This is a genomic window from Roseovarius marisflavi (assembly GCF_900142625.1).
In the GTDB taxonomy this organism is placed as follows: Bacteria; Pseudomonadota; Alphaproteobacteria; order Rhodobacterales; family Rhodobacteraceae; genus Roseovarius; species Roseovarius marisflavi.
In genome coordinates this window covers 401,612-420,104 of sequence record NZ_FRBN01000001.1, presented here as the reverse complement: position 1 = coordinate 420,104, position 18,493 = coordinate 401,612, and the positions used below count along the sequence as shown (strand labels likewise).

At 62.4% G+C, this 18,493-nt stretch carries 17 protein-coding genes; 10 read left to right on the top strand and 7 right to left on the bottom strand.

Annotated elements, in window-relative coordinates; translation table 11 throughout:
• The first annotated feature begins 45 nt into the window (after nucleotides 1-45).
• The 4 genes from BUB78_RS02060 to BUB78_RS02045 all read left to right on the top strand — a co-directional run bounded on the left by BUB78_RS02060 (nucleotide 46) and on the right by BUB78_RS02045 (nucleotide 3,883).
• Nucleotides 46-1,041, top strand: coding sequence for a FliM/FliN family flagellar motor switch protein (locus BUB78_RS02060; protein ID WP_073194406.1), 996 nt, complete (start codon nucleotides 46-48; stop codon nucleotides 1,039-1,041).
• Between the two features lie 119 nt (nucleotides 1,042-1,160).
• Complete coding sequence (locus BUB78_RS02055; protein WP_073194404.1) at nucleotides 1,161-1,487, top strand: TraR/DksA family transcriptional regulator; 327 nt, start codon at nucleotides 1,161-1,163, stop codon at nucleotides 1,485-1,487.
• A gap of 93 nt (nucleotides 1,488-1,580) precedes the next feature.
• The gene (locus BUB78_RS02050) at nucleotides 1,581-1,790 is read left to right on the top strand and encodes a hypothetical protein (protein WP_084732731.1); all 210 of its coding nucleotides are present in this window, start codon (nucleotides 1,581-1,583) and stop codon (nucleotides 1,788-1,790) included.
• 56 nt (nucleotides 1,791-1,846) lie between these two features.
• Entirely contained in the window at nucleotides 1,847-3,883 is a 2,037-nt protein-coding gene (locus BUB78_RS02045) for an enoyl-CoA hydratase-related protein (protein ID WP_073194398.1), read from the top strand.
• On the opposite strand, the gene BUB78_RS02040 is transcribed toward BUB78_RS02045, so the two are convergent.
• On the bottom strand, nucleotides 3,880-4,095 hold the full coding sequence (locus BUB78_RS02040; protein WP_073194397.1) for a hypothetical protein: 216 nt from the start codon (nucleotides 4,093-4,095) through the stop codon (nucleotides 3,880-3,882). The genes BUB78_RS02045 and BUB78_RS02040 overlap by 4 nt on opposite strands.
• Nucleotides 4,096-4,239: 144 nt before the next feature.
• On the opposite strand from BUB78_RS02040, the gene BUB78_RS02035 reads away from it, so the two are divergent.
• Nucleotides 4,240-4,500, top strand: coding sequence for a DUF2312 domain-containing protein (locus BUB78_RS02035; protein ID WP_073194394.1), 261 nt, complete (start codon nucleotides 4,240-4,242; stop codon nucleotides 4,498-4,500).
• Nucleotides 4,501-4,507: 7 nt separating this feature from the next.
• On the opposite strand, the gene mazG is transcribed toward BUB78_RS02035, so the two are convergent.
• A complete protein-coding gene (gene mazG / locus BUB78_RS02030; protein WP_073194655.1) occupies nucleotides 4,508-5,329 on the bottom strand; it encodes a nucleoside triphosphate pyrophosphohydrolase in 822 nt (273 codons plus the stop codon).
• A 62-nt stretch (nucleotides 5,330-5,391) separates the two neighbouring features.
• On the opposite strand from mazG, the gene BUB78_RS02025 reads away from it, so the two are divergent.
• Nucleotides 5,392-6,564 (top strand): M20 aminoacylase family protein, encoded by a 1,173-nt coding sequence (locus tag BUB78_RS02025; RefSeq protein WP_073194391.1) that lies wholly within the window; start codon nucleotides 5,392-5,394, stop codon nucleotides 6,562-6,564.
• Nucleotides 6,565-6,576: 12 nt separating this feature from the next.
• Complete coding sequence (speB, locus tag BUB78_RS02020) at nucleotides 6,577-7,542, top strand: agmatinase (RefSeq protein ID WP_073194652.1); 966 nt, start codon at nucleotides 6,577-6,579, stop codon at nucleotides 7,540-7,542.
• Between the two features lie 63 nt (nucleotides 7,543-7,605).
• Here the strand turns inward: speB and grxD are convergent, their stop codons facing one another.
• The 4 genes from grxD to purL form a co-directional block, all read right to left on the bottom strand.
• Nucleotides 7,606-7,968 (bottom strand): Grx4 family monothiol glutaredoxin, encoded by a 363-nt coding sequence (grxD, locus tag BUB78_RS02015; protein ID WP_073194388.1) that lies wholly within the window; start codon nucleotides 7,966-7,968, stop codon nucleotides 7,606-7,608.
• Nucleotides 7,969-8,027: 59 nt separating this feature from the next.
• Nucleotides 8,028-8,264 (bottom strand): BolA/IbaG family iron-sulfur metabolism protein, encoded by a 237-nt coding sequence (locus BUB78_RS02010; RefSeq protein WP_073194385.1) that lies wholly within the window; start codon nucleotides 8,262-8,264, stop codon nucleotides 8,028-8,030.
• Nucleotides 8,265-8,423: 159 nt separating this feature from the next.
• The gene (locus tag BUB78_RS02005) at nucleotides 8,424-8,975 is read right to left on the bottom strand and encodes a type III secretion system chaperone family protein (protein ID WP_073194649.1); all 552 of its coding nucleotides are present in this window, start codon (nucleotides 8,973-8,975) and stop codon (nucleotides 8,424-8,426) included.
• Nucleotides 8,976-9,053: 78 nt separating this feature from the next.
• Nucleotides 9,054-11,219 (bottom strand): phosphoribosylformylglycinamidine synthase subunit PurL, encoded by a 2,166-nt coding sequence (purL, locus tag BUB78_RS02000; RefSeq protein WP_073194382.1) that lies wholly within the window; start codon nucleotides 11,217-11,219, stop codon nucleotides 9,054-9,056.
• A 230-nt stretch (nucleotides 11,220-11,449) separates the two neighbouring features.
• Here purL and BUB78_RS01995 point away from each other — a divergent pair, with 230 nt between their 5' ends.
• Together BUB78_RS01995 and BUB78_RS01990 are read left to right on the top strand one after the other, a co-directional pair.
• Nucleotides 11,450-12,481 (top strand): pyridoxal-phosphate dependent enzyme, encoded by a 1,032-nt coding sequence (locus tag BUB78_RS01995; RefSeq protein ID WP_073194380.1) that lies wholly within the window; start codon nucleotides 11,450-11,452, stop codon nucleotides 12,479-12,481.
• A complete protein-coding gene (locus tag BUB78_RS01990) occupies nucleotides 12,478-13,608 on the top strand; it encodes a M24 family metallopeptidase (RefSeq protein WP_073194377.1) in 1,131 nt (376 codons plus the stop codon). The genes BUB78_RS01995 and BUB78_RS01990 overlap by 4 nt, the downstream gene beginning before the upstream one ends.
• A 255-nt stretch (nucleotides 13,609-13,863) precedes the next feature.
• On the opposite strand, the gene BUB78_RS01985 is transcribed toward BUB78_RS01990, so the two are convergent.
• A complete protein-coding gene (locus BUB78_RS01985) occupies nucleotides 13,864-14,769 on the bottom strand; it encodes a LysR family transcriptional regulator (RefSeq protein ID WP_073194374.1) in 906 nt (301 codons plus the stop codon).
• Between the two features lie 170 nt (nucleotides 14,770-14,939).
• On the opposite strand from BUB78_RS01985, the gene BUB78_RS01980 reads away from it, so the two are divergent.
• A complete protein-coding gene (locus BUB78_RS01980; protein ID WP_073194371.1) occupies nucleotides 14,940-18,362 on the top strand; it encodes an indolepyruvate ferredoxin oxidoreductase family protein in 3,423 nt (1,140 codons plus the stop codon).
• The last annotated feature ends 131 nt before the right edge of the window (nucleotides 18,363-18,493 follow it).

Here is an 18,493-nt window from a genome sequence, read left to right as displayed (position 1 = left end):
CATCGCAAGGCACAGGCTGCCCGCGGTGGGTTTGATTCGCGGCTCATGTCGCCCGCCAGGGCGCTGCGGCTGTCGCTGGCGCGTACCGCCGACACGATGTTTGATCTCGCGCTGACGGTTGTCACGGTCGAGCAATTGCGCGTGCCGCTGAGCGATCTTGCCAAGGCGCTTGGCGAAGAGGGGCTTTTGTTGCTGCTTGAGGGCGAAAATGGCCCGCGCGGCGCGCTGTCGCTTGATCCACAGTTTCTGGCAGGGCTGATCGAGGTGCAGACCACAGGCGCCGTGCGTCAGGGCGCGGCACAGCCGAGGCCTGCAACGCGCACCGATGCGGCGATGGTGGCGCCGCTGATCAATGCCCTGCTGTCGGGGTTTGACGGACAGATGGCCGGCGGGGTTGAGGGCTATCAACCCCGCAAGTTCGAGTATGGCGACATGGTCGAGGATACGCGCAGCCTGTCGCTGGCGATGACGGCGCCGGACTACGACCTGTTTCGCATCACGGCAGATCTGGGGCCGGGGGCGAAAACCGGCTGCTTGAGCGTATTGTTGCCGGTGGCGCCGCCGAAAGCCGCAAAGCCGAGCGGCAAGAAGACCACCGCGACGGGCGCGCAACCGAGCATCCGGGATGTGGCGATCAACGCGCCGGTGGTGCTTGACGTGGCGCTTGCGCGCGTCAGCCTGCAACTCAAGGATATCTGGGCGTTCAAGCCGGGCATGCTTGTGCCGGTCTCGCCCGAATGCCTTGGCACGGCGCAGGTTCTTGGCACCACCGGGCATCTGGTGGCCGAGGCGCGGCTTGGCCAGATGAACGGCTGGCGGGCGGTGCGGCTTGTATCATCGGCGGCGGCGCCGTTGCCGGATCTTGCGCCGACAGAGCGCGCAGACGCGCCAGAGGTCACCCCACCGGCCAAACCCGCGCCGGCAATGACGGTGCGCAAGGTGGCGGATATCCCCGAGGCGGTGGAGCAACCCATTGCCAGCGACTTTGATTCCTACGGCGAGATGGGCGAAGAGGGCGATCTGATTCCATATGAAAGCTAGGGGCGTGCGCAGGCATGGCCATGGCCGCCATCAGCGCCGCATCCGATTGCTCGGATTGACCTGTATCAAAGTCCCATCTGCAGCACTGCCCTAATCTCTGGGCAGCATGGAGGATCGTCATGATCAACACACAGAAATATCGCGATGCGCTGATGGCTCGTCTTGGCGAACTCGACAAGCGTCTGCACGCCATCGAGAGCGAGCTTGATTCGCCAAAGTCCAAGGATTGGGATGAAATGGCGGCCGAGCGCGAGGATGACGAGGTGCTGGAGCATCTCGGCCAGAGCGGACAGGACGAAATTGCGCGGATTCGTGCCGCCCTTGGGCGGATACGGGACGGCAATTACGGCACCTGTACGGCCTGTGGCGAGCAGATTGCGCCCGAACGGCTTGATATTTTGCCCGAAACGCCGCTGTGCCGGACCTGTGCCGCGCAGCACGACTGATGCGCTGTCTTGTCCACGTCATGAGCGGATTTTATTTCTGTTCCGACTGAAAAATGCACGTTAAGGTAGATTACACCATCTGGGAGGATGACCATGACCAACACAACGCCCGAAATGGACCGCCTGAGTGCTCAGATTTCACAGGCCGACAGTCAAACCCGCTATCGCTATGAGCCACAGGTGCGCCGTGTCATCGAGCGCCTGAATGCCGAGGGCGAGGCCGTTCCTGCGGCAACAAAGCGTCTGCATGAGGAATTGCTTCGCGAGGCGATTGAGGCGCAATTCGACAACATGCCGGTCTGATCTTTCGGTTAACGCCGCCCTGCGCTTGCGTGTGCGTCAATTCCCCGTAGTAATTGATGCAGCAAACAGGTGTTTTGGGCGGGTATGATGTGACCGGACAAATTCAGAGTGAGCGCCGTGATGGGATGGCCGTCCTGCGGATGAACCGGCCCGTTGCCAATGCGCTTGCGCCGCAGTTGCGCGCCGATCTGTCAGCCGCCCTCTGCGAGGCCGCGCAGGAAGACGCCGTACGCGGCGTTGTGATCTGCGGGGCCGGGACGGGGTTTTCATCGGGTGTGGATCTTACGGAATATGACGGCCCGCTGGCCAGCCCCTGGGTCAGTGCGCTTTGCCGCGAGATCGAAGACTTTCCCAAACCTGTGGTCGCGGCCTTGCACGGCTCTGTTCTTGGGGCGGGGGTCGGGCTGGCGCTTGCGGCGCATGCCCGCGTGGCGCAGGCCACGACGCGGCTGGCGCTGCCGGAAATAAGCCTTGGCATGATCCCCGGCGCCGGGGTCACACAGCGCGCGCCGCGCCTTGTGGGCGCGCAGGTCGCGCTTGAACTGATGCTCTCGGGCAAGCCGGTTGCGGCCTCTGATCCGCGCCTTCGGTTGTTTTTTGACCAGATCACCCCGGATGATCCGCTGGCGACGGCGGTCACCCTGGCGCGCAAACTGGCCGATAGGGGCAGTTGGGTGCGCACCCGTGACCGCGAGCGCGGGCTAACCGATCCCGCCGCCTATCAGCGCGCGCTTGGCCTTGTGGCCGAACGCCTCGCCGGACAGGGCGGGGCCGGTGCCGATATCGTGCGCGCAGTCGAGGCGGCACAGCTGTTGCCGTTCGAGCAGGGGCTGGAGTTTGAACAGGCGTTGTTCGAGGATCGCCTGACGAGTGCCGAGGCGCGCGCGCAACGCCACATCTTTGCGGCAGAGCGGCGCGCGGCGATCATGCCGGAGCTGGCGCAGGGCACGGCACAGCCGCTCAACCGGATCGCGCTTGTGGGCGGCGACGCCGCAACCCTGGCCGATCTCGGGATGCTGTTTGTTGATGCAGGCAAAGATGTCCGGGTCACCGACGGTGATCTGGCATTGCGCCTCAAGCGGATTTTGGATGATGCGGTCGACAATGGTCGACTTGATGCCGCAGGGCGTGACGCCCGGATTGCTCGCCTCACCGAGGGCGCAACAGACGGCTGGGCGGACCTTGTGCTTGACGCACGCGGCAGGCGTGTGGCGGGTGCCCATCTGCCGACACCGCGCAAGGGCGGTGTGGGCGCGCGCGTTGACATCGGCGCGGGATTGGCCGGTGTGGGCCTCGGTTTGCGGATCTATCGCCCGGCCCATAGCCAGCGGCTTGTTGAAATCGCCGTCGAGACAGGAGCCGCGCCTGCCGCTGTTGCAAGCCTTGCGCGCATGTGTGCCGATATGGGCCGGGTCGCCGTGCGCGCCGCCCAACCGGCCGCCGGTGCGGGGCTGGGGCATGGCATGACGGCGGCGCTTTATCTTGCGGCGCTTGATCTGATGCGCGGCGGGTTGACGCCGCTGCGGGTGGATCAGGCCGCTCAGCGCCTTGGCTTGCGCGCGGGGCCGTTCCTGATGATGGATAGCGAGGGGCTGGCGCAGGTCGAGCAGCGATTGAAAGCGGCGGCAGGTGACATCGGGCTTGGCAATGGCTGGGCCGGGCCACTGGAAGAGCGGCTTGCCAAGGGCGCCAAGGGGCGCTTTGTCGGGCGTGGATTTTACGACTATCCCCCTGAAGGACCACGCCCTGCCAAGGGCCTGGCCGAGGCCGGTCGCGCCGTCAGCGAGGTGCTTGGCGACGTCGCGCCGCGTCACGCGCTTCATGCGGCGCTGATCAACGCTGCGGCCCGGATGCTGGCGGCACAAGCCGTTCAGCGGGCGTCGGATATCGATGTGCTCATGGTGCGCGGATACAACTATGATCGCGCGCGCGGCGGCCCGCTTATGCAAGCGGATCAGCGCAGCCTCATGGCGGTTCTGAAAGACATGAAAGCGCTTGCCGCGCGCTCCGCGCCGATCTGGGCGCCAGAGCCGATGATCCTTGATCTGGTCAAGAACGGTCAGGGGTTCTTTGGTCGTGCGGGCGCGGCCTAGCTTAGCAGGATTCCGATCACCACCATCATCAGCCCGATCACCGACAGGAACAGCGCCGCCGTGTTGATCGGCACCACCTTTTGCATGGTCGCGCGCATGGCTTCGTCGCTCAGCCCTGCCTTGCGCGCCTTCCAGACGGTCACAATGCACCAGATCAGCCCCACCAGGCCCGCCAGTGAAACCGCAGCTCCAAGCCAGATCAGAATTTCCATCGCGTGCTCCTTTATGGTGCGATCTTGATGCGCTGCGCCTAGTCGAAGTTGCGCCGTTGCGCAAGTCGGACAACCATGCAGAAGCATCTTGCAGAGCCGCGCGCGCGGCTATAGTCAGAAGGCCCAATTGACCGGAGACAGCCCATGAACGACATGAATTCCGACTCGACCTACCGCGTAACCGCAGACGAGTTGCGCCAGTTCATCGAGCGCTTCGAGCGGCTGGATGCCGAGAAAAAGGACATCGCCGAGCAGCAGAAAGAAGTGATGGCCGAGGCGAAATCGCGCGGCTATGACACCAAGGTTCTGCGCAAGGTGATTTCGTTGCGCAAGCGCGACAAGGACGATATTGCCGAAGAAGAAGCGGTGCTTGAGATGTACAAAGAAGCTTTGGGCATGTCGTGATCACCGCTTAGGAGTCGCGCCGTTCTTCCAGCTTGGCGCGATCCCAAAGTGCATCCATTTCCGCCAGATCAGACTGCGCCGGGGTTTTGCCCTGCTCGGACAAGAGCGCCTCTATCCGGCCAAAGCGGCGGGTGAATTTGGCATTTGCGCCACGCAGGGCGGTCTCGGGGCAGAGGTTCATATGCCTCGCAAGGTTGGCCATCACGAAGAGCAGGTCACCGAATTCTTCCTCGATCTTTTCCTGTGGCAGATCGGCCGCCGCCTCTTGCAGCTCGCCGACCTCTTCGGTGATCTTGTCGAGGACCTGACCAACCTCTGGCCAGTCAAACCCGACCCGCGCGGCGCGTTTCTGAAGCTTGACGGCGCGCAAAAGCGCAGGCAGGCCCTGGGCCACGCCGTCAAGCGTACCGGTCTGGGCCTGGGCCGCGCGCTCGACTGCCTTGATCGCCTCCCAGTCGCGGGTTTGCTGCTCGGCGGATTTATCGCGCGATTCGTCGCTAAACACATGCGGGTGACGCGCGACCATCTTGTCGGAAATCGCGTTGGCCACGTCATGGACATCAAACAATCCACTATCCTCGGCGATTTGCGCGTGAAAGATCACCTGCAACAGCAAATCCCCCAACTCGCCGCGCAATTCGCCCCATTCCTCGCGCTCGATCGCATCGGCGACCTCATAGGCCTCTTCGATGGTGTAGGGCGCGATACTGGCAAAATCCTGTTCGATATCCCAGGGACAGCCCGATGCGGGATCACGCAGCGCGCGCATGATGGCGATCAGCCGGGGCAACCCGCCGTTTGGATCGTGAATGAGGGTGTCATCGGCCATTGCGGTGCTCTCGTCTTTGGGGTTGAGTGGACCCTGACGCGTGAGCAAAAGGATGTCCAGAGATGGCCGTGATCAACCGCATCGCCGGCTTTGCCGACGACATGACCGCCTGGCGGCGCCATCTGCATGAAACCCCGGAGTTGGGTTTTGACTGTCACGAGACCGCGGGCTTTGTGGTCGAGCGGCTGCGCGCGTTTGGCATCACCCAGATCGAAGAGGGCATCGCCACGAGCGGAGTGGTGGCGGTGATCGAGGGCACGGGCGACGGCCCATGCATCGGCTTGCGCGCCGATATGGATGCCCTGCCGATCAACGAGACAACCGGCGCCGATTGGGCCTCGAAGCGGGCGGGCAAGATGCATGCCTGTGGCCATGACGGGCACACCACGATGTTGCTTGGGGCAGCCAGATACCTTGCCGAGACCCGCAATTTCGCGGGGCGTGTGGTGCTTATCTTTCAGCCCGCGGAAGAGGGGCCCGGCGGCGGGCAGGTGATGGTCGACGAGGGCATCATGGATCGCTACGCCATTGATCAGGTTTATGCTTTGCATACCCTGCCGGGGGTGGCGGCTGGCACGTTTGAAACCACGCCGGGGCCGATCATGGCGGCGGTGGATACGCTGCATATCGAGGTGATCGGAGAGGGCGGCCATGGCGCCATGCCGCATGAAACCCGCGATCCGGTGGTCGCCGCCGTCGGCATCGTGCAGGCGATCCAGACCATCGTAAGCCGCAACCGCAATCCGCTGGATGATCTGGTGATCTCGGTCACCCAGATACACACCGGCAGCGCAGATAACGTGATCCCCGAAACCGCCTATATCAACGCCACGATCCGCACCTTTACCGCCGAGGTGCAGCAGATGGTGCATCGTCGCCTGCGCGAGGTGGCCGAAGGGCAGGCGGCCTCTTACGGGGTGCGCGCCGAGGTCCGGATCGAGCTTGGCTATCCGGCAACCTATAATGACGCTGAGAAGACCCGCTTTGCCGCCCAAGTGGCGCGCGAGGTGGTGGGCGAGGCGTCGGTGATCGAGGATCGCCCGCGCGAAATGGGCGCCGAGGATTTTTCCTATATGCTGGAGGCGCGTCCCGGCTCCTATCTGTTTCTGGGTCAGGGAGAGGGCCCCGGCCTGCATCATCCCGGATTTGATTTCAATGATGCGGTCGCCCCGGTGGGCGCTTCGTTTTTCGCGCGCCTTGTAGAGCGTGCACAGCCGCTGGCAAAGACCGAATAAAAGGATGGTATGATGGCATTGGAAGATGCAAAAAAACAGGTGGATCAGGCGTTTACGCGGCAAAGCTTGCGTGGTTTGAGTTTTGAGAACACCTTTGGCGGGGCTACGTCTTTTGCCCGTCGCCGTTATACCAAGGACCTGAGCGGCGTCGATGTGGCGATCACCGGGGTGCCCTTTGATCAGGGCGTCACAAATCGCCCCGGCACGCGGCTTGGCCCGCGTGCGATCCGCGAGGCGAGTGCCCTGCAGGTGTTCGATCCGCCCTATGGCTGGGGCGGGTATGATCCGTTGAGCGCGCTCAATGTCGTGGATTACGGCGATCTGGCGTTTGATTATGCCAATGTGCCCGCCTTTCCCGGCGCCTTGACCGCTCATATCCGGGGCATTCTTGACGCCGGTGCGGCCAGCATTGCGATTGGTGGCGATCACTATATTTCTTTCCCTATTTTAAAGGCTTACGCTGAGAAGTTCGGGCCGTTGGCCCTGGTGCAGTTCGATGCCCATTCCGACACCTGGGTCGATGACGATATGGACCGCGTCGATCACGGCACGATGTTCTACAAGGCGGTCAAGCTCGGGCTGATTGACCCCAAACGCTCGGTTCAGGTGGGCATTCGGACCGAGAACCCCGATACCTTGGGCATAACCACGATTGACGCGCGCGAGGTCCATTCAGCGGGCCCCGAGAGGACATCAAGCAAAATCAAGGGAATAGTCGGCGAAGCTAATGTTTATATGACCTTCGATATCGACTGTCTTGACCCCGCCTTTGCGCCGGGTACGGGCACGCCGGTCTGGGGCGGGCTAAGTACGGCGCAGGCGGCGATCATCCTGCGCGATCTTGCGGGGATCAACCTCGTTGGTGGCGATGTGGTCGAGGTGTCACCGGCCTATGATACCACTGGTGCGACGGCGATTGCGGGCGCTCATGTGGCGATGGAGATGCTTTGCCTCTGGGGCTGGACCCGCCAGACATGAAAAAGGCGGCCACCTCTTATGAGGAGCCGCCTTGCAAACCTGTCATGGCCTGCGCGTAAAAGATCAGGCGTTGGCTTCGCGAATCTTGTCCGCCGCTGCCTTGTCATAGCTGACGCCGGATTTCTCGAACAACTGGTCGAGTTCGCCCGAAAGGGTCATTTCGGTGATGATGTCACAACCGCCGACGAATTCGCCTTTGACGTATAGCTGCGGCACGGTGGGCCAGTCGGAATAATCCTTGACGCCCTGACGGATTGCCTCGTCTGCGAGAACGTTCACATCGGCAAAATCGACGCCCATGAAGTTTAGAACACCGGCCACGCGCGATGAGAACCCGCATTGCGGCATGTCCTTGGTGCCTTTCATGTAAAGCACCACGTCATTGGCTTTTACGGTCTCTTCGATCTGGGTTTTTGCATCGGTCATTTGGAAAGGTCCTTGTCATCGGGCCGCTTCGGATAAAGCGGGAGAAAAGTGGTGCGCGCCTATTCCGGCGCCTTGGTGGTCAGGGCAAGCGCGTGAATCGCGCCGTTCGGCCCGTCCATCTTGCCCTTGAGGGCGGCATACACCGCGCGCTGTTGCTGAACGCGGTTCATTCCCCGAAAGCTTTCGTCAATCACTTCGGCTGAGAAATGCACCCCGTCATCGCCTTGTACGGTGATCTTGGCATCGGGAAGGGTCTGGCGGATCAGGGCTTCTAGGTCAGAGGCAAGTAGGGCCATGCGGGGGTCTCCTTTGGGCGGTTGCCACAGATGTAGAGCGCGCCATACCCAAGTGCAAGATGCGCGGGTGGCCTCATCGACCTGACAGGGCTTCTTCTGGCCAGAAATATCCCGGGGGAAAGGCGCGGGGCCTTGGGGGCAGCCCCCTCTGTCCTCCGGTCAGATTTCCTGCCCCTTTTTCAAAAGCTCGTCGATCAACTGGCGCTGCAAGGCGCCGCTGTCGCCGCCGCCAAACTGAAGCGCACCGCCGGAATAAAGCGTGCCATAGCTTTCGGCGAGGTTCACGACCTGCCCGAGGCCGGAAATGAATTCTTCTTTTTCAAGCGCCCGGAGAGGATGTATAAAAGCCGACCAGAGCACGTCCTTGGCGATGGCATAGCGCGCATCAAGGGCAGAGTCGAAATTGGCCTGAAGAACGCGGGTGATATCCTCCTGGCTCATCTCCTCGAGTTTGCGCACAGGTGAGATGGCACGCATCCGGTCGGCGGCCTCGTCGGTGATGATCATGACCTGTACATCGGCGATCGTCATCTGCCAGAAGCGCCCGTTTGTCTGGGCCTCGGGGTCAAGCGCGCGGATGATTTCATCAAGCCGGGCAAGCGTCATCGGCGCCTTGGCGGGAAGGTCGGCTTCGGGTTGCGGGGCGGTGTCTTGCGCGGCGGCAAGGGGCGCCGCAAGCGCGAGGGTTGCGGCCAGAAGAAATCGGATCATCGACAGTCCTTTCATGGGCACTGGCGAAGATTGTGCCATAGCGGGCGCGGGGCCGCTATGGCACTCAGCAAAACGTGATCAGGCGAAGGTCTCGCCGAATGCACCGCGATAGATCGCCGAAAGCTCGGCCAGCGGCGCGTCGCTCGCGCCAAATTTCACCGAGTCGCCGCCAAATTTGCCCACGGAGTGCACCGGCACATGGGCCTGTCCGGCGGCAATCATAAGCGCCTCGGCCTGATCGAAGTTACAGGCGATAAGGTAGCGCCCCTGATCCTCGCCAAAGAGCGTCGCCGTGTCGCCGCTGTCGAGATGAACGCCGACGCCCGCCGCCTCGGCCAGCTCGAAGGCGGCAAGGGCCAGGCCGCCATCCGAAAGGTCGGTGCAGGCCTTGATCAGCGTGTGATTGGCGCGGATGAAATCGCCGTGGCGTTTCTCGGCGGCAAGATCGACCGGGGGGGCGTCGCCCTCGACCCGGTTGAAGACCTCGGCCAGCAGGGCCGATTGGCCAAGGTGGCCGACCGTTTCGCCCAAGACAAGCGCCACATGGCCCTCGCGGACCTCGCCGGTGATCGCCAGATCGGCATTTGCAATAAGCCCCACCGCGCCAATCGTCGGTGTCGGCAGGATCGCGGCGCCGTCAGTCTCGTTGTAAAGCGAGACATTGCCCGACACGATCGGCATATCCAGCGCGCTACAGGCCTCGCCGATGCCTTTGAGGGCGCCGACGAACTGGCCCATGATCTCGGGTTTTTCGGGATTGCCGAAATTGAGGTTGTCGGTCGAGGCCAGCGGTGTGGCGCCAAGCGCGCTGAGGTTGCGATAGGCCTCGGCCACCGCCTGTTTGCCGCCCTCATAGGGGTTGGCGGCGACATAGCGCGGGGTCACGTCGCTGGTGAAGGCCAGGAGCTTGTCGGTGCCATGCACGCGGATCAACCCGCCGCCAAGGCCCGGCGCGCGGGCGGTATCGGCCATGACCATCGTGTCATATTGCTCGTACACCCATTCGCGCGAACAGTAGTTGACCGAGCCGATCAGCGCGCGCAGCCCGTCGATGGCGTCAATCTGGGGCACCGCGTCATCGTCAAGCGGCGTGGCGGGGGCGGTGGCGACCCAGGGGCGGTCATATTCCGGCGCGCTGCCGGCAAGCGTGGCCAGCGGAAGATCGGCCTTGACCTCATTACCCTGCATGATCAGGAAACGGTCTTCGGGGATGGTTTCGCCGACGATGGCGAAATCGAGGTCCCATTTGTCGAAGACGGCGCGCGCCTCTGCCTCAAGCTCGGGGCGCAGCACCATCAGCATGCGTTCCTGGCTTTCAGAGAGCATCATTTCATAGGCGGTCATGTTCTCTTCGCGCTGTGGCACGTGATCGAGTTGCAGCTTGACGCCAAGCCCGCCCTTGTCGCCCATTTCCACGGCCGAACAGGTCAGACCCGCCGCGCCCATATCCTGAATCGAGATCACCGCGCCGGTGGCCATCAGCTCAAGCGTGGCCTCCATCAGGCGCTTTTCGGTGAAGGGGTCACCCACCTGAACGGTGGGGCGCTTTTCCTCGATGCTTTCGTCGAATTCGGCGCTTGCCATGGTGGCGCCGCCAACCCCGTCGCGCCCGGTTTTGGCCCCGAGATAGACGACCGGCATTCCGACACCAGAGGCCGCCGAGTAGAAAATCTTGTCTGCATCCGCCAGACCGGCGGCAAAGGCATTCACAAGGCAATTGCCGTTATAGGCCGCGTCAAAGCGCACCTCGCCACCCGCGCAAGGCACGCCGAAACAGTTGCCATAACCGCCGACGCCTGCCACCACGCCATGCACAAGCTGGCGGGTCTTGTGATGCGCGACCTCGCCAAAGCTAAGTGAGTTCATCGAGGCGATGGGGCGCGCGCCCATGGTAAAGACATCGCGCAGGATGCCGCCCACGCCGGTCGCCGCGCCCTGGTATGGCTCGATATAGCTGGGGTGGTTGTGCGATTCCATTTTGAAGATCACCGCCTGACCGTCGCCGATATCAACGACGCCGGCGTTTTCGCCGGGGCCGCAGATCACTTGCGGGCCGGTGGTCGGCAGGGTGCGCAGCCATTTCTTGGAGGATTTATAGGAGCAATGTTCGTTCCACATCGCCGAAAAGATACCGAGTTCTGTGAACGACGGCTCGCGGCCGATAATCTCGAGAATGCGAGCGTATTCATCTGGTTTAAGACCATGGGCCTCGATCAGATCGGGCGTGATTGCCGGTTCCTGCATGTGACTGGAATCCCCTGAATGCTGTGGTTGCGCGTTTCTTTAAAGCAAGCACGAGGCCGGGGAAAGGGGGCGAAATGCCCTGATCCGCGGGCCGATGCGCCTGTGGCCGCCGTGGGAGCCTCCGGCGGGGATATTTGGAGCAAGAAGAAATCAGGGCCGGTGACATGCCGCCTTGACCTTAGGGGAATAATGCCGTTGCCTGCGGGAAAATGTCAGAGGAGCGATGCAGCATGGACCGTCTGGAAAATCCGTGGAGGGGCAGGGGCCTGCCCGAGGCCGTTTTGGCCGGGGCGCCGATGCCAAGTACCGATGCGGCGGCGGTTATCGGGCTTTTGGGGCGGTGCCCGGCCGCGGCCGAGACGCCGCTTGTCAAGCTGAGCGGGTTTGGGCCCGAGGTTTGGGCCAAGGACGAGCGCACCCGGATGGGGCTTGGCAGTTTCAAGGCGCTTGGGGCGGCCTATGTGATTGCCCACGGCGCCGCCGAAACCGGTGCTGATGACCTGACGCAGGCGTTGAGCGGGCAGGTTTATGTAACCGCAAGTGCCGGCAATCACGGGCTTTCCGTCGCCGCAGGGGCGAGGTTGTTCGGGGCGCAAGCGGTGATCTACCTCGCCGAGACCGTGCCGGAGGGCTTTGCCGAGCGTCTGCGCGCCAAGGGGGCCGAGGTGGTGCGCGAGGGCACGAATTATGAGGCCAGCATGGAGGGCGCCATGCGCGCCGCGACCGATAATGGCTGGACGCTTTTGTCGGACAGTTCATGGCCCGAGTATTTTGAAATCCCGCACCGTTTGATGGAAGGATACCTTGCCATGGCCGAAGAGGCCGCGCGTCAGATGCCCGCACCGCCGACGCATATTTTCCTTCAGGCCGGGGTTGGCGGGCTCGCCGGGGCGAGCGCGGCGTGGTTTCGCCATGTCTGGGACGACGGGCCCGAGATCATCGTCGTCGAGCCCGACCGCGCCCCCGCGCTTCAGGCCAGCATTCGCGCCGGGCAGCCGGTCGAGACCACCGGGGCGGTGTCGAACATGGGGCGGCTTGACTGCAAGGTGCCCTCGTTGATTGCACTTGCCGGGCTGGCGCGCGACGCCGATCTGTTCGTGACCATCACCGATGACGAGGCCGACGCGATTTTGCCGGAACTGGCCGCGCAGGGGGCGGCGAGCACGCAATCGGGCGCCGCCGGGATTGCGGCGATGAAGGCGATGGATTTGCCCGCCGATGCGCGGGTGTTGTGCATCATCAGCGAAGAGGCCGAGGGGTGAAGCGCGGCTTTGCGCGGGGCGAATACGCCGCGCGGCTGGCGCGCGCACAGGCGGCGATGGACCGGGCGGGCCTTGGCGCGATCCTTTTGACGACAGAGCCGGAAATCCGCTATTTCACCGGCTATCTCACGCGGTTCTGGGAAAGCCCGAGCCGCCCGTGGTTTCTTGTGGTGCCGCTCTCGGGCGCGCCGGTGGCGGTGATCCCGTCGATTGGCGCGGCCCTTATGGCGCAGACCTGGATCAGCGATATCCGCACCTGGCCCGCACCGCACCCCGAGGATGACGGTGTGTCGCTTTTGACAGAGACCCTGCGCGAGATCGGCGGCCCGGTGGGCGTGCCCTCGGGGCCGGAAAGCCATGTCCGCATGCCGCTGGCGGATTTCGACCGCGTCAAACGCGACAGCGGGCTTGAGTGGCGCGGCGATGCGGGGATCGTGGCGGCGCTCCGGGCGGTGAAATCAGAGGCCGAGATCGACAAGGTCGCGCATATTTGCGGGCTTGCGGGGCGTGCCTTTGACCGCGTGCATGAGATTGCCGCGCCCGGCGTGCCGCTCTCGCAGGTGTTTCGCGACTTTCAACGCCTGTTGCTGGAAGAGGGCGCCGATTGGGTGCCTTATCTTGCAGGCGGGGCTGGGCCGGAAGGCTATAGCGATGTGATCTCGCCGGCCTCGGAGCTGCCGCTGGCGGCGGGCGATGTTCTGATGTTGGATACCGGGGCGGTTTGGGACGGGTATTTTTGCGATTACGACCGCAATTTCGCGATTGGCCATGCCACCGAGGCGCAGAACCGCGCGCATCACCGGCTTATCGAGGCGACAGAGGCGGGGTTTGACGCGGCGCGTGCCGGGGCGCGGGCCAGCGATGTCTGGCGCGCCATGGCCGATATCGTCGGCGGCGGCGAACAGGCCGGGCGTCTGGGGCATGGGCTTGGCATGCAGCTGACCGAGGGGCTGTCGCTTACGGCGGGGGATCAGACGGTGCTTGAACCCGGCATGGTGATCACGCTTGAGCCGGGGGTTGATCTCGCGCCGGGGCGGATCATGGTGCATGAAGAGAATATCGTGATCACCGATGGCGCGCCGCGCAGGCTCTCGCCCTTTGCCGGGCGCGACATTGCGGTGATCTGACCTCGGCCCCCGGATGCCCGCGCAAGTGGCAACACGCCCCCACTTGCCCAAATTCTGTGCAGGCAAAAAAAAGGCCGAGCACTAAGCTCGGCCGAAGTCCAACAGGGAGGTATGATAGTGACCGGCCTTGCGGCTGTCACCGTCATGAAAGGCAATTAAGGGCGCGCTATCGCCCGATCAAGGGAAATAATGCCGCAGGTGCAGCATGCCCGCCATGCGGTCTGTGCATAGCTGGTGCAAGCTCTGCCAATTTAACTAGCTAAGAGCCTGTTCTTTCAACAGCTTACGGTAGGTGAATATCTCTTCCTGAACAAAGTCGCGAAAGGCGGCAATGCGTTTGGATTGGCGCAATTCTTCTGGATAGGCGAGGAAAACCGGCACTTCGACCGATTGCACCTCTGGCAGGACACGCACCAGATCGGGAAAATCGCGCGTCAGGTAATCGGGCAGAACGCCGATTCCGAGATTGTGCAGAACCCCCTGAAGCACGCCGAAATAGTTGTTCACCGTCAGGATCGACTGAATGTCATTGGTCATCAGTTCGTTCACAAGCATCGCCCCGGCGCCGACCTGCGCCGAGCGCGGGTTCTGACAGATCAGGCGGTGGGCATGCAGATCCTCGATCACCTCGGGGATGCCGTGGGTTTCAAGGTAACCGGGGGTCGCATAAAGGCACATGTGCACGCTCATCAGGCGCTTGCGGATCAGGTCGGCCTGGCTTGGCTCTTTCATGCGGATGGCGACATCGGCCTCGCGCATCGGCAGGTCAAGCACGCGCTCTTCCAGCATCAGGTCGATCTTGAGGTCAGGGTATTTCTCGTAAAGCTTGGCAAGACGCGGCGCGAGCCATAGCGTGCCGAACCCGGTCGTGGTGGTGACGCGCAATTCGCCGAACACCTCTTCCTCGCTGTCGCGGATGCGGGCGGTGGCGGCGTCAAGCCGTTTGAGCATGGCGCGCGTGGCGTCAAACAGCAATTCGCCCTGTTCAGTGAGAATCAGCCCGCGTGCATGGCGGTGAAACAGGGTCGCATTGAGCGACTCTTCCAGCGCGCGAATCTGGCGGCTGACGGCGGATTGCGACAGGTGAAGCTGATCGCCGGCATGCGTCAGGCTTCCGACGTCGGCCACCGCATGAAAGATTCTAAGCTTGTCCCAATCCATTACACTAACTTTCTGAGGATACGCGCGCCCGTTACGCAATAGCAGAGAACTGGTTCCAGATTATAGAGCGTCAATGATTTTTTTGTGAAATTCCCCTTGGTAGGTCATAAATTATGACCTAATATCGCTGTATATTATGGCATAGTCCTCAAACCTCAGGGAGGCACGACATGAGCAAGCAACAGGTATCGCTGAACGACCGGTTCGATCTTGAAAAATCACCGATTCTGCTGAACGGCACACAGGCGCTTGTGCGGCTGATGTTGATGCAATCGGCGCGCGACCGGGCGGCAGGGTTGAACACGGCGGGCTATGTTACGGGCTATCGCGGCTCGCCGCTTGGGGCGGTGGATATGCAGATGAACCGCGCCGCCAAGTATCTTGCGGCGGCTCAGGTGCGGTTCGAGGAAGGCCTGAACGAGGATCTCGCCGCGACCGCCCTTTGGGGCAGCCAGCAGGCAGAGCTGCGCGGTGAGGGCAAATATGACGGCGTTTTTGGTCTTTGGTACGGCAAGGGCCCCGGTGTGGACCGCTCTGGCGATGTGATGCGCCATGCCAATATGGCGGGCACGTCGAAACATGGCGGCGTGTTGATGGCCATGGGCGATGATCACACCGGCGAATCCTCGACCGTGTTGCATCAGAGCGAATGGGCGATGGTCGATGCCTATATGCCCGTGGTCAGCCCGGCCGGCGTGCAGGAAATCATGGATTACGGCATCTATGGCTACGCCTTGTCGCGGTTTTCGGGGCTTTGGGTGGGGCTCAAGACCATGAAGGACACGGTCGAGGCCACTTCGGTGGTTGATGGTCGCCCCGACCGGATGCAGCTTGTCATGCCCGACTTCGAGATGCCCGAGGGCGGGTTGAACATCCGCCTTGGCGACACGCCGCACGATCAGGAAACGCGGATGATCGATCACAAACGCTTTGCCGCCGAGGCGTTCAGCCATGCCAACAAGATGGACAAGCGCATCTGGGGCAAGCCCGGCGCAAAGATCGGTTTCGTGGCGGCAGGCAAGAACTGGCTTGATCTGGTGCATGCGCTTGATCTTTTGGGCGTAGATGCGGCCGAGGCCGAGCGGCTTGGCCTTACGACCTATAAGATCGGCCAGACCTTCCCGCTTGATATGCGCGGCTTTCACGATTGGGCCGAGGGGCTTGATCTGATCGTGGTGGTTGAAGAAAAGCGCAAGCTGATCGAGGTGCAGATCAAGGAGGCGATATTCAACGACCGCCACGGACGGCGGGTTTATGGCTGGCACAAGGGCGGCGGTGCCGGCTCGATGCACGGGCCAGAGCTTTTCCCGACGCGCGGCGCGCTTGATCCGATCCTGATCGCCGAAAAGCTGGGCGAAATCCTGATCGAGGAGGGGCGCGGTACTGATCGTATCAAGGCGGGGCTGGCCTCGCTGGCCGAGGCGCGGCGCAACGACAACGTCGAGGAAATCGCGACCCGCCTGCCGTATTTCTGTGCGGGCTGTCCGCATAACAGCAGCACCAAATTGCCCGAAGGCGCGCGCGCCTATGCCGGCATTGGCTGTCACTACATGGTGCAATGGATGGACCGCGAGACCACCGGATTCACCCATATGGGGGGCGAGGGCGCCAACTGGATCGGCGAAGCGCCGTTTTCCACGCGCGGGCATGTGTTTCAGAACCTTGGCGACGGCACCTATAACCATTCCGGCGTGCAGGCGATCCGCGCCGCCCTCGCGGCGGGCACGACGATGACCTACAAGATCCTCTACAATGACGCCGTGGCGATGACCGGCGGGCAGGCCAATGACGGCGGGCTTGATGCGCCGCGCATTGCCGCCGAATTGCGCGCCATGGGGGTGAAACACCTTGCCATTGTCTATGATGAAAAGGAAGACATCGACCTTAAGTCCTTTCCGCAAGCTGTTGAATGCTTTGAGAGATATGAATTGATGGAGGTGCAGAAACGGTTCGAGAAAGTCAAAGGCGTCTCGGCAATCATCTATGTCCAGACCTGCGCCGCCGAAAAGCGCCGCCGCCGCAAGCGGGGCCTGTTTCCGGACCCGGACAAGCGTGTGTTCATCAACACCGATGTCTGCGAGGGCTGTGGCGATTGCGGGGTGCAATCGAACTGTGTGTCGATCGTTCCGGTCGAAACCGAACTTGGCCGCAAGCGCGCGATTGACCAATCGAGCTGTAACAAAGATTTCAGTTGTATCAAGGGCTTCTGCCCCTCTTTTGTCACGCTAGAGGGCGCGGTGATCCGCAAGGATCAGACCGCTGATCTGGTGTTGCCCGACATGCCCATGCCCGAACTGCCCGCAATTAACGGCACCCATAACGTAGTGATCACCGGGGTTGGCGGCACCGGGGTCGTGACGATCGGCGCGGTGCTTGCACAGGCGGCGCAGATTGATGGCAAGGGTGCCGGCATGATGGAAATGGCCGGCCTCGCGCAAAAGGGCGGCGCCGTGCATATTCATTGCCGCCTTGCGGAAAATCCAAGCGATATCAATGCGATCCGGGTCGCAACTGGTGAATGTGACGCCTTGATCGGGGGTGATCTCGTGGTCAGCGCGGGGGCGAAAACCCTTGGCCTGACGCGCGCCGGGCGCACCGGCGCGGTGGTCAATCGTCACGAGATTATCACCGGCGATTTCACCCGTAACACCGAATTTCATCTGCCTACGGACCGGCTTGAACTGGCGCTTGAGGCAAGGCTTCGCGACGATGTGCAGCTTTTCGATGCCTCTGATCTGGCCAAGACGGTGATGGGCGATTCGATCTATTCCAATATGATGATCTTTGGCGCCGCCTGGCAGCGCGGGCTTTTGCCGATCAGCCATGAGGCGATCACACAGGCAATCACCCTCAACGGCGCGGCAGTGGAAAAGAACCTGCGCGCCTTTGAAATTGGCCGTTGGGCGGCGCTCTACCGCGGCGATGTCGCCACGGTGCTGACGCCGAATGTGGTGCAAAAACCCAAAAACCTGGCCGAAAAGATCGCCTATCGTGCCGATCACCTGCGCGCTTATCAGGGCAAGCGCCTTGCCAAGCGCTATGAAAAGCGGCTTGCGGGGATCGAGGACGAAGCGCTGAAAGAGGCCGTCGCCAAGGGCTATCACAAGCTTTTGGCCTATAAGGATGAATACGAGGTTGCGCGCCTGCACCTTGAAACGGCGGATAAGGCGCGCGCGGAATTTGGCAATGACTTCAAGATGCAGTTCCACCTTGCCCCGCCGATCCTGTCCAAAATGGGGGCTGATGGTCGCCCGGTGAAACGCGAATTCGGGCCGGGCATCTTGCGTGTTTTCCGCATCCTGGCCCGCCTCCGGCGCCTGCGCGGTACGCCGTTTGATCCGTTCGGGCGCACCAAGGAACGCCGCATGGAGCGCGCGCTGATCAGGCAATACGAGGCGGATATGAATGAGGTTCTGCCCAAGCTAAGCGAGGCAACCCGCGAGGCGATCATCGCACTGGCCGAACTGCCGCTGTCGATCCGCGGTTTTGGTCCGGTGAAAGAGGCCAATGAGGCCAAGGCCGCCAAGCGCCGTGAAGAGCTTCTTGCGGTGATCCGCGCCGGGGGCACGCCATTGGCGCAGGCGGCGGAGTGAATGTCGGCAAGCCATTGTACGGGTATGCGGGCGCTGCAAAATCCCTCATGGCGTTTTTACCGAGCAAGACGTATGAGTTATCGCCAAACCCGCTGAGTCTTTTGCTCTTCGGGTTCGGCTTTGATCAACAA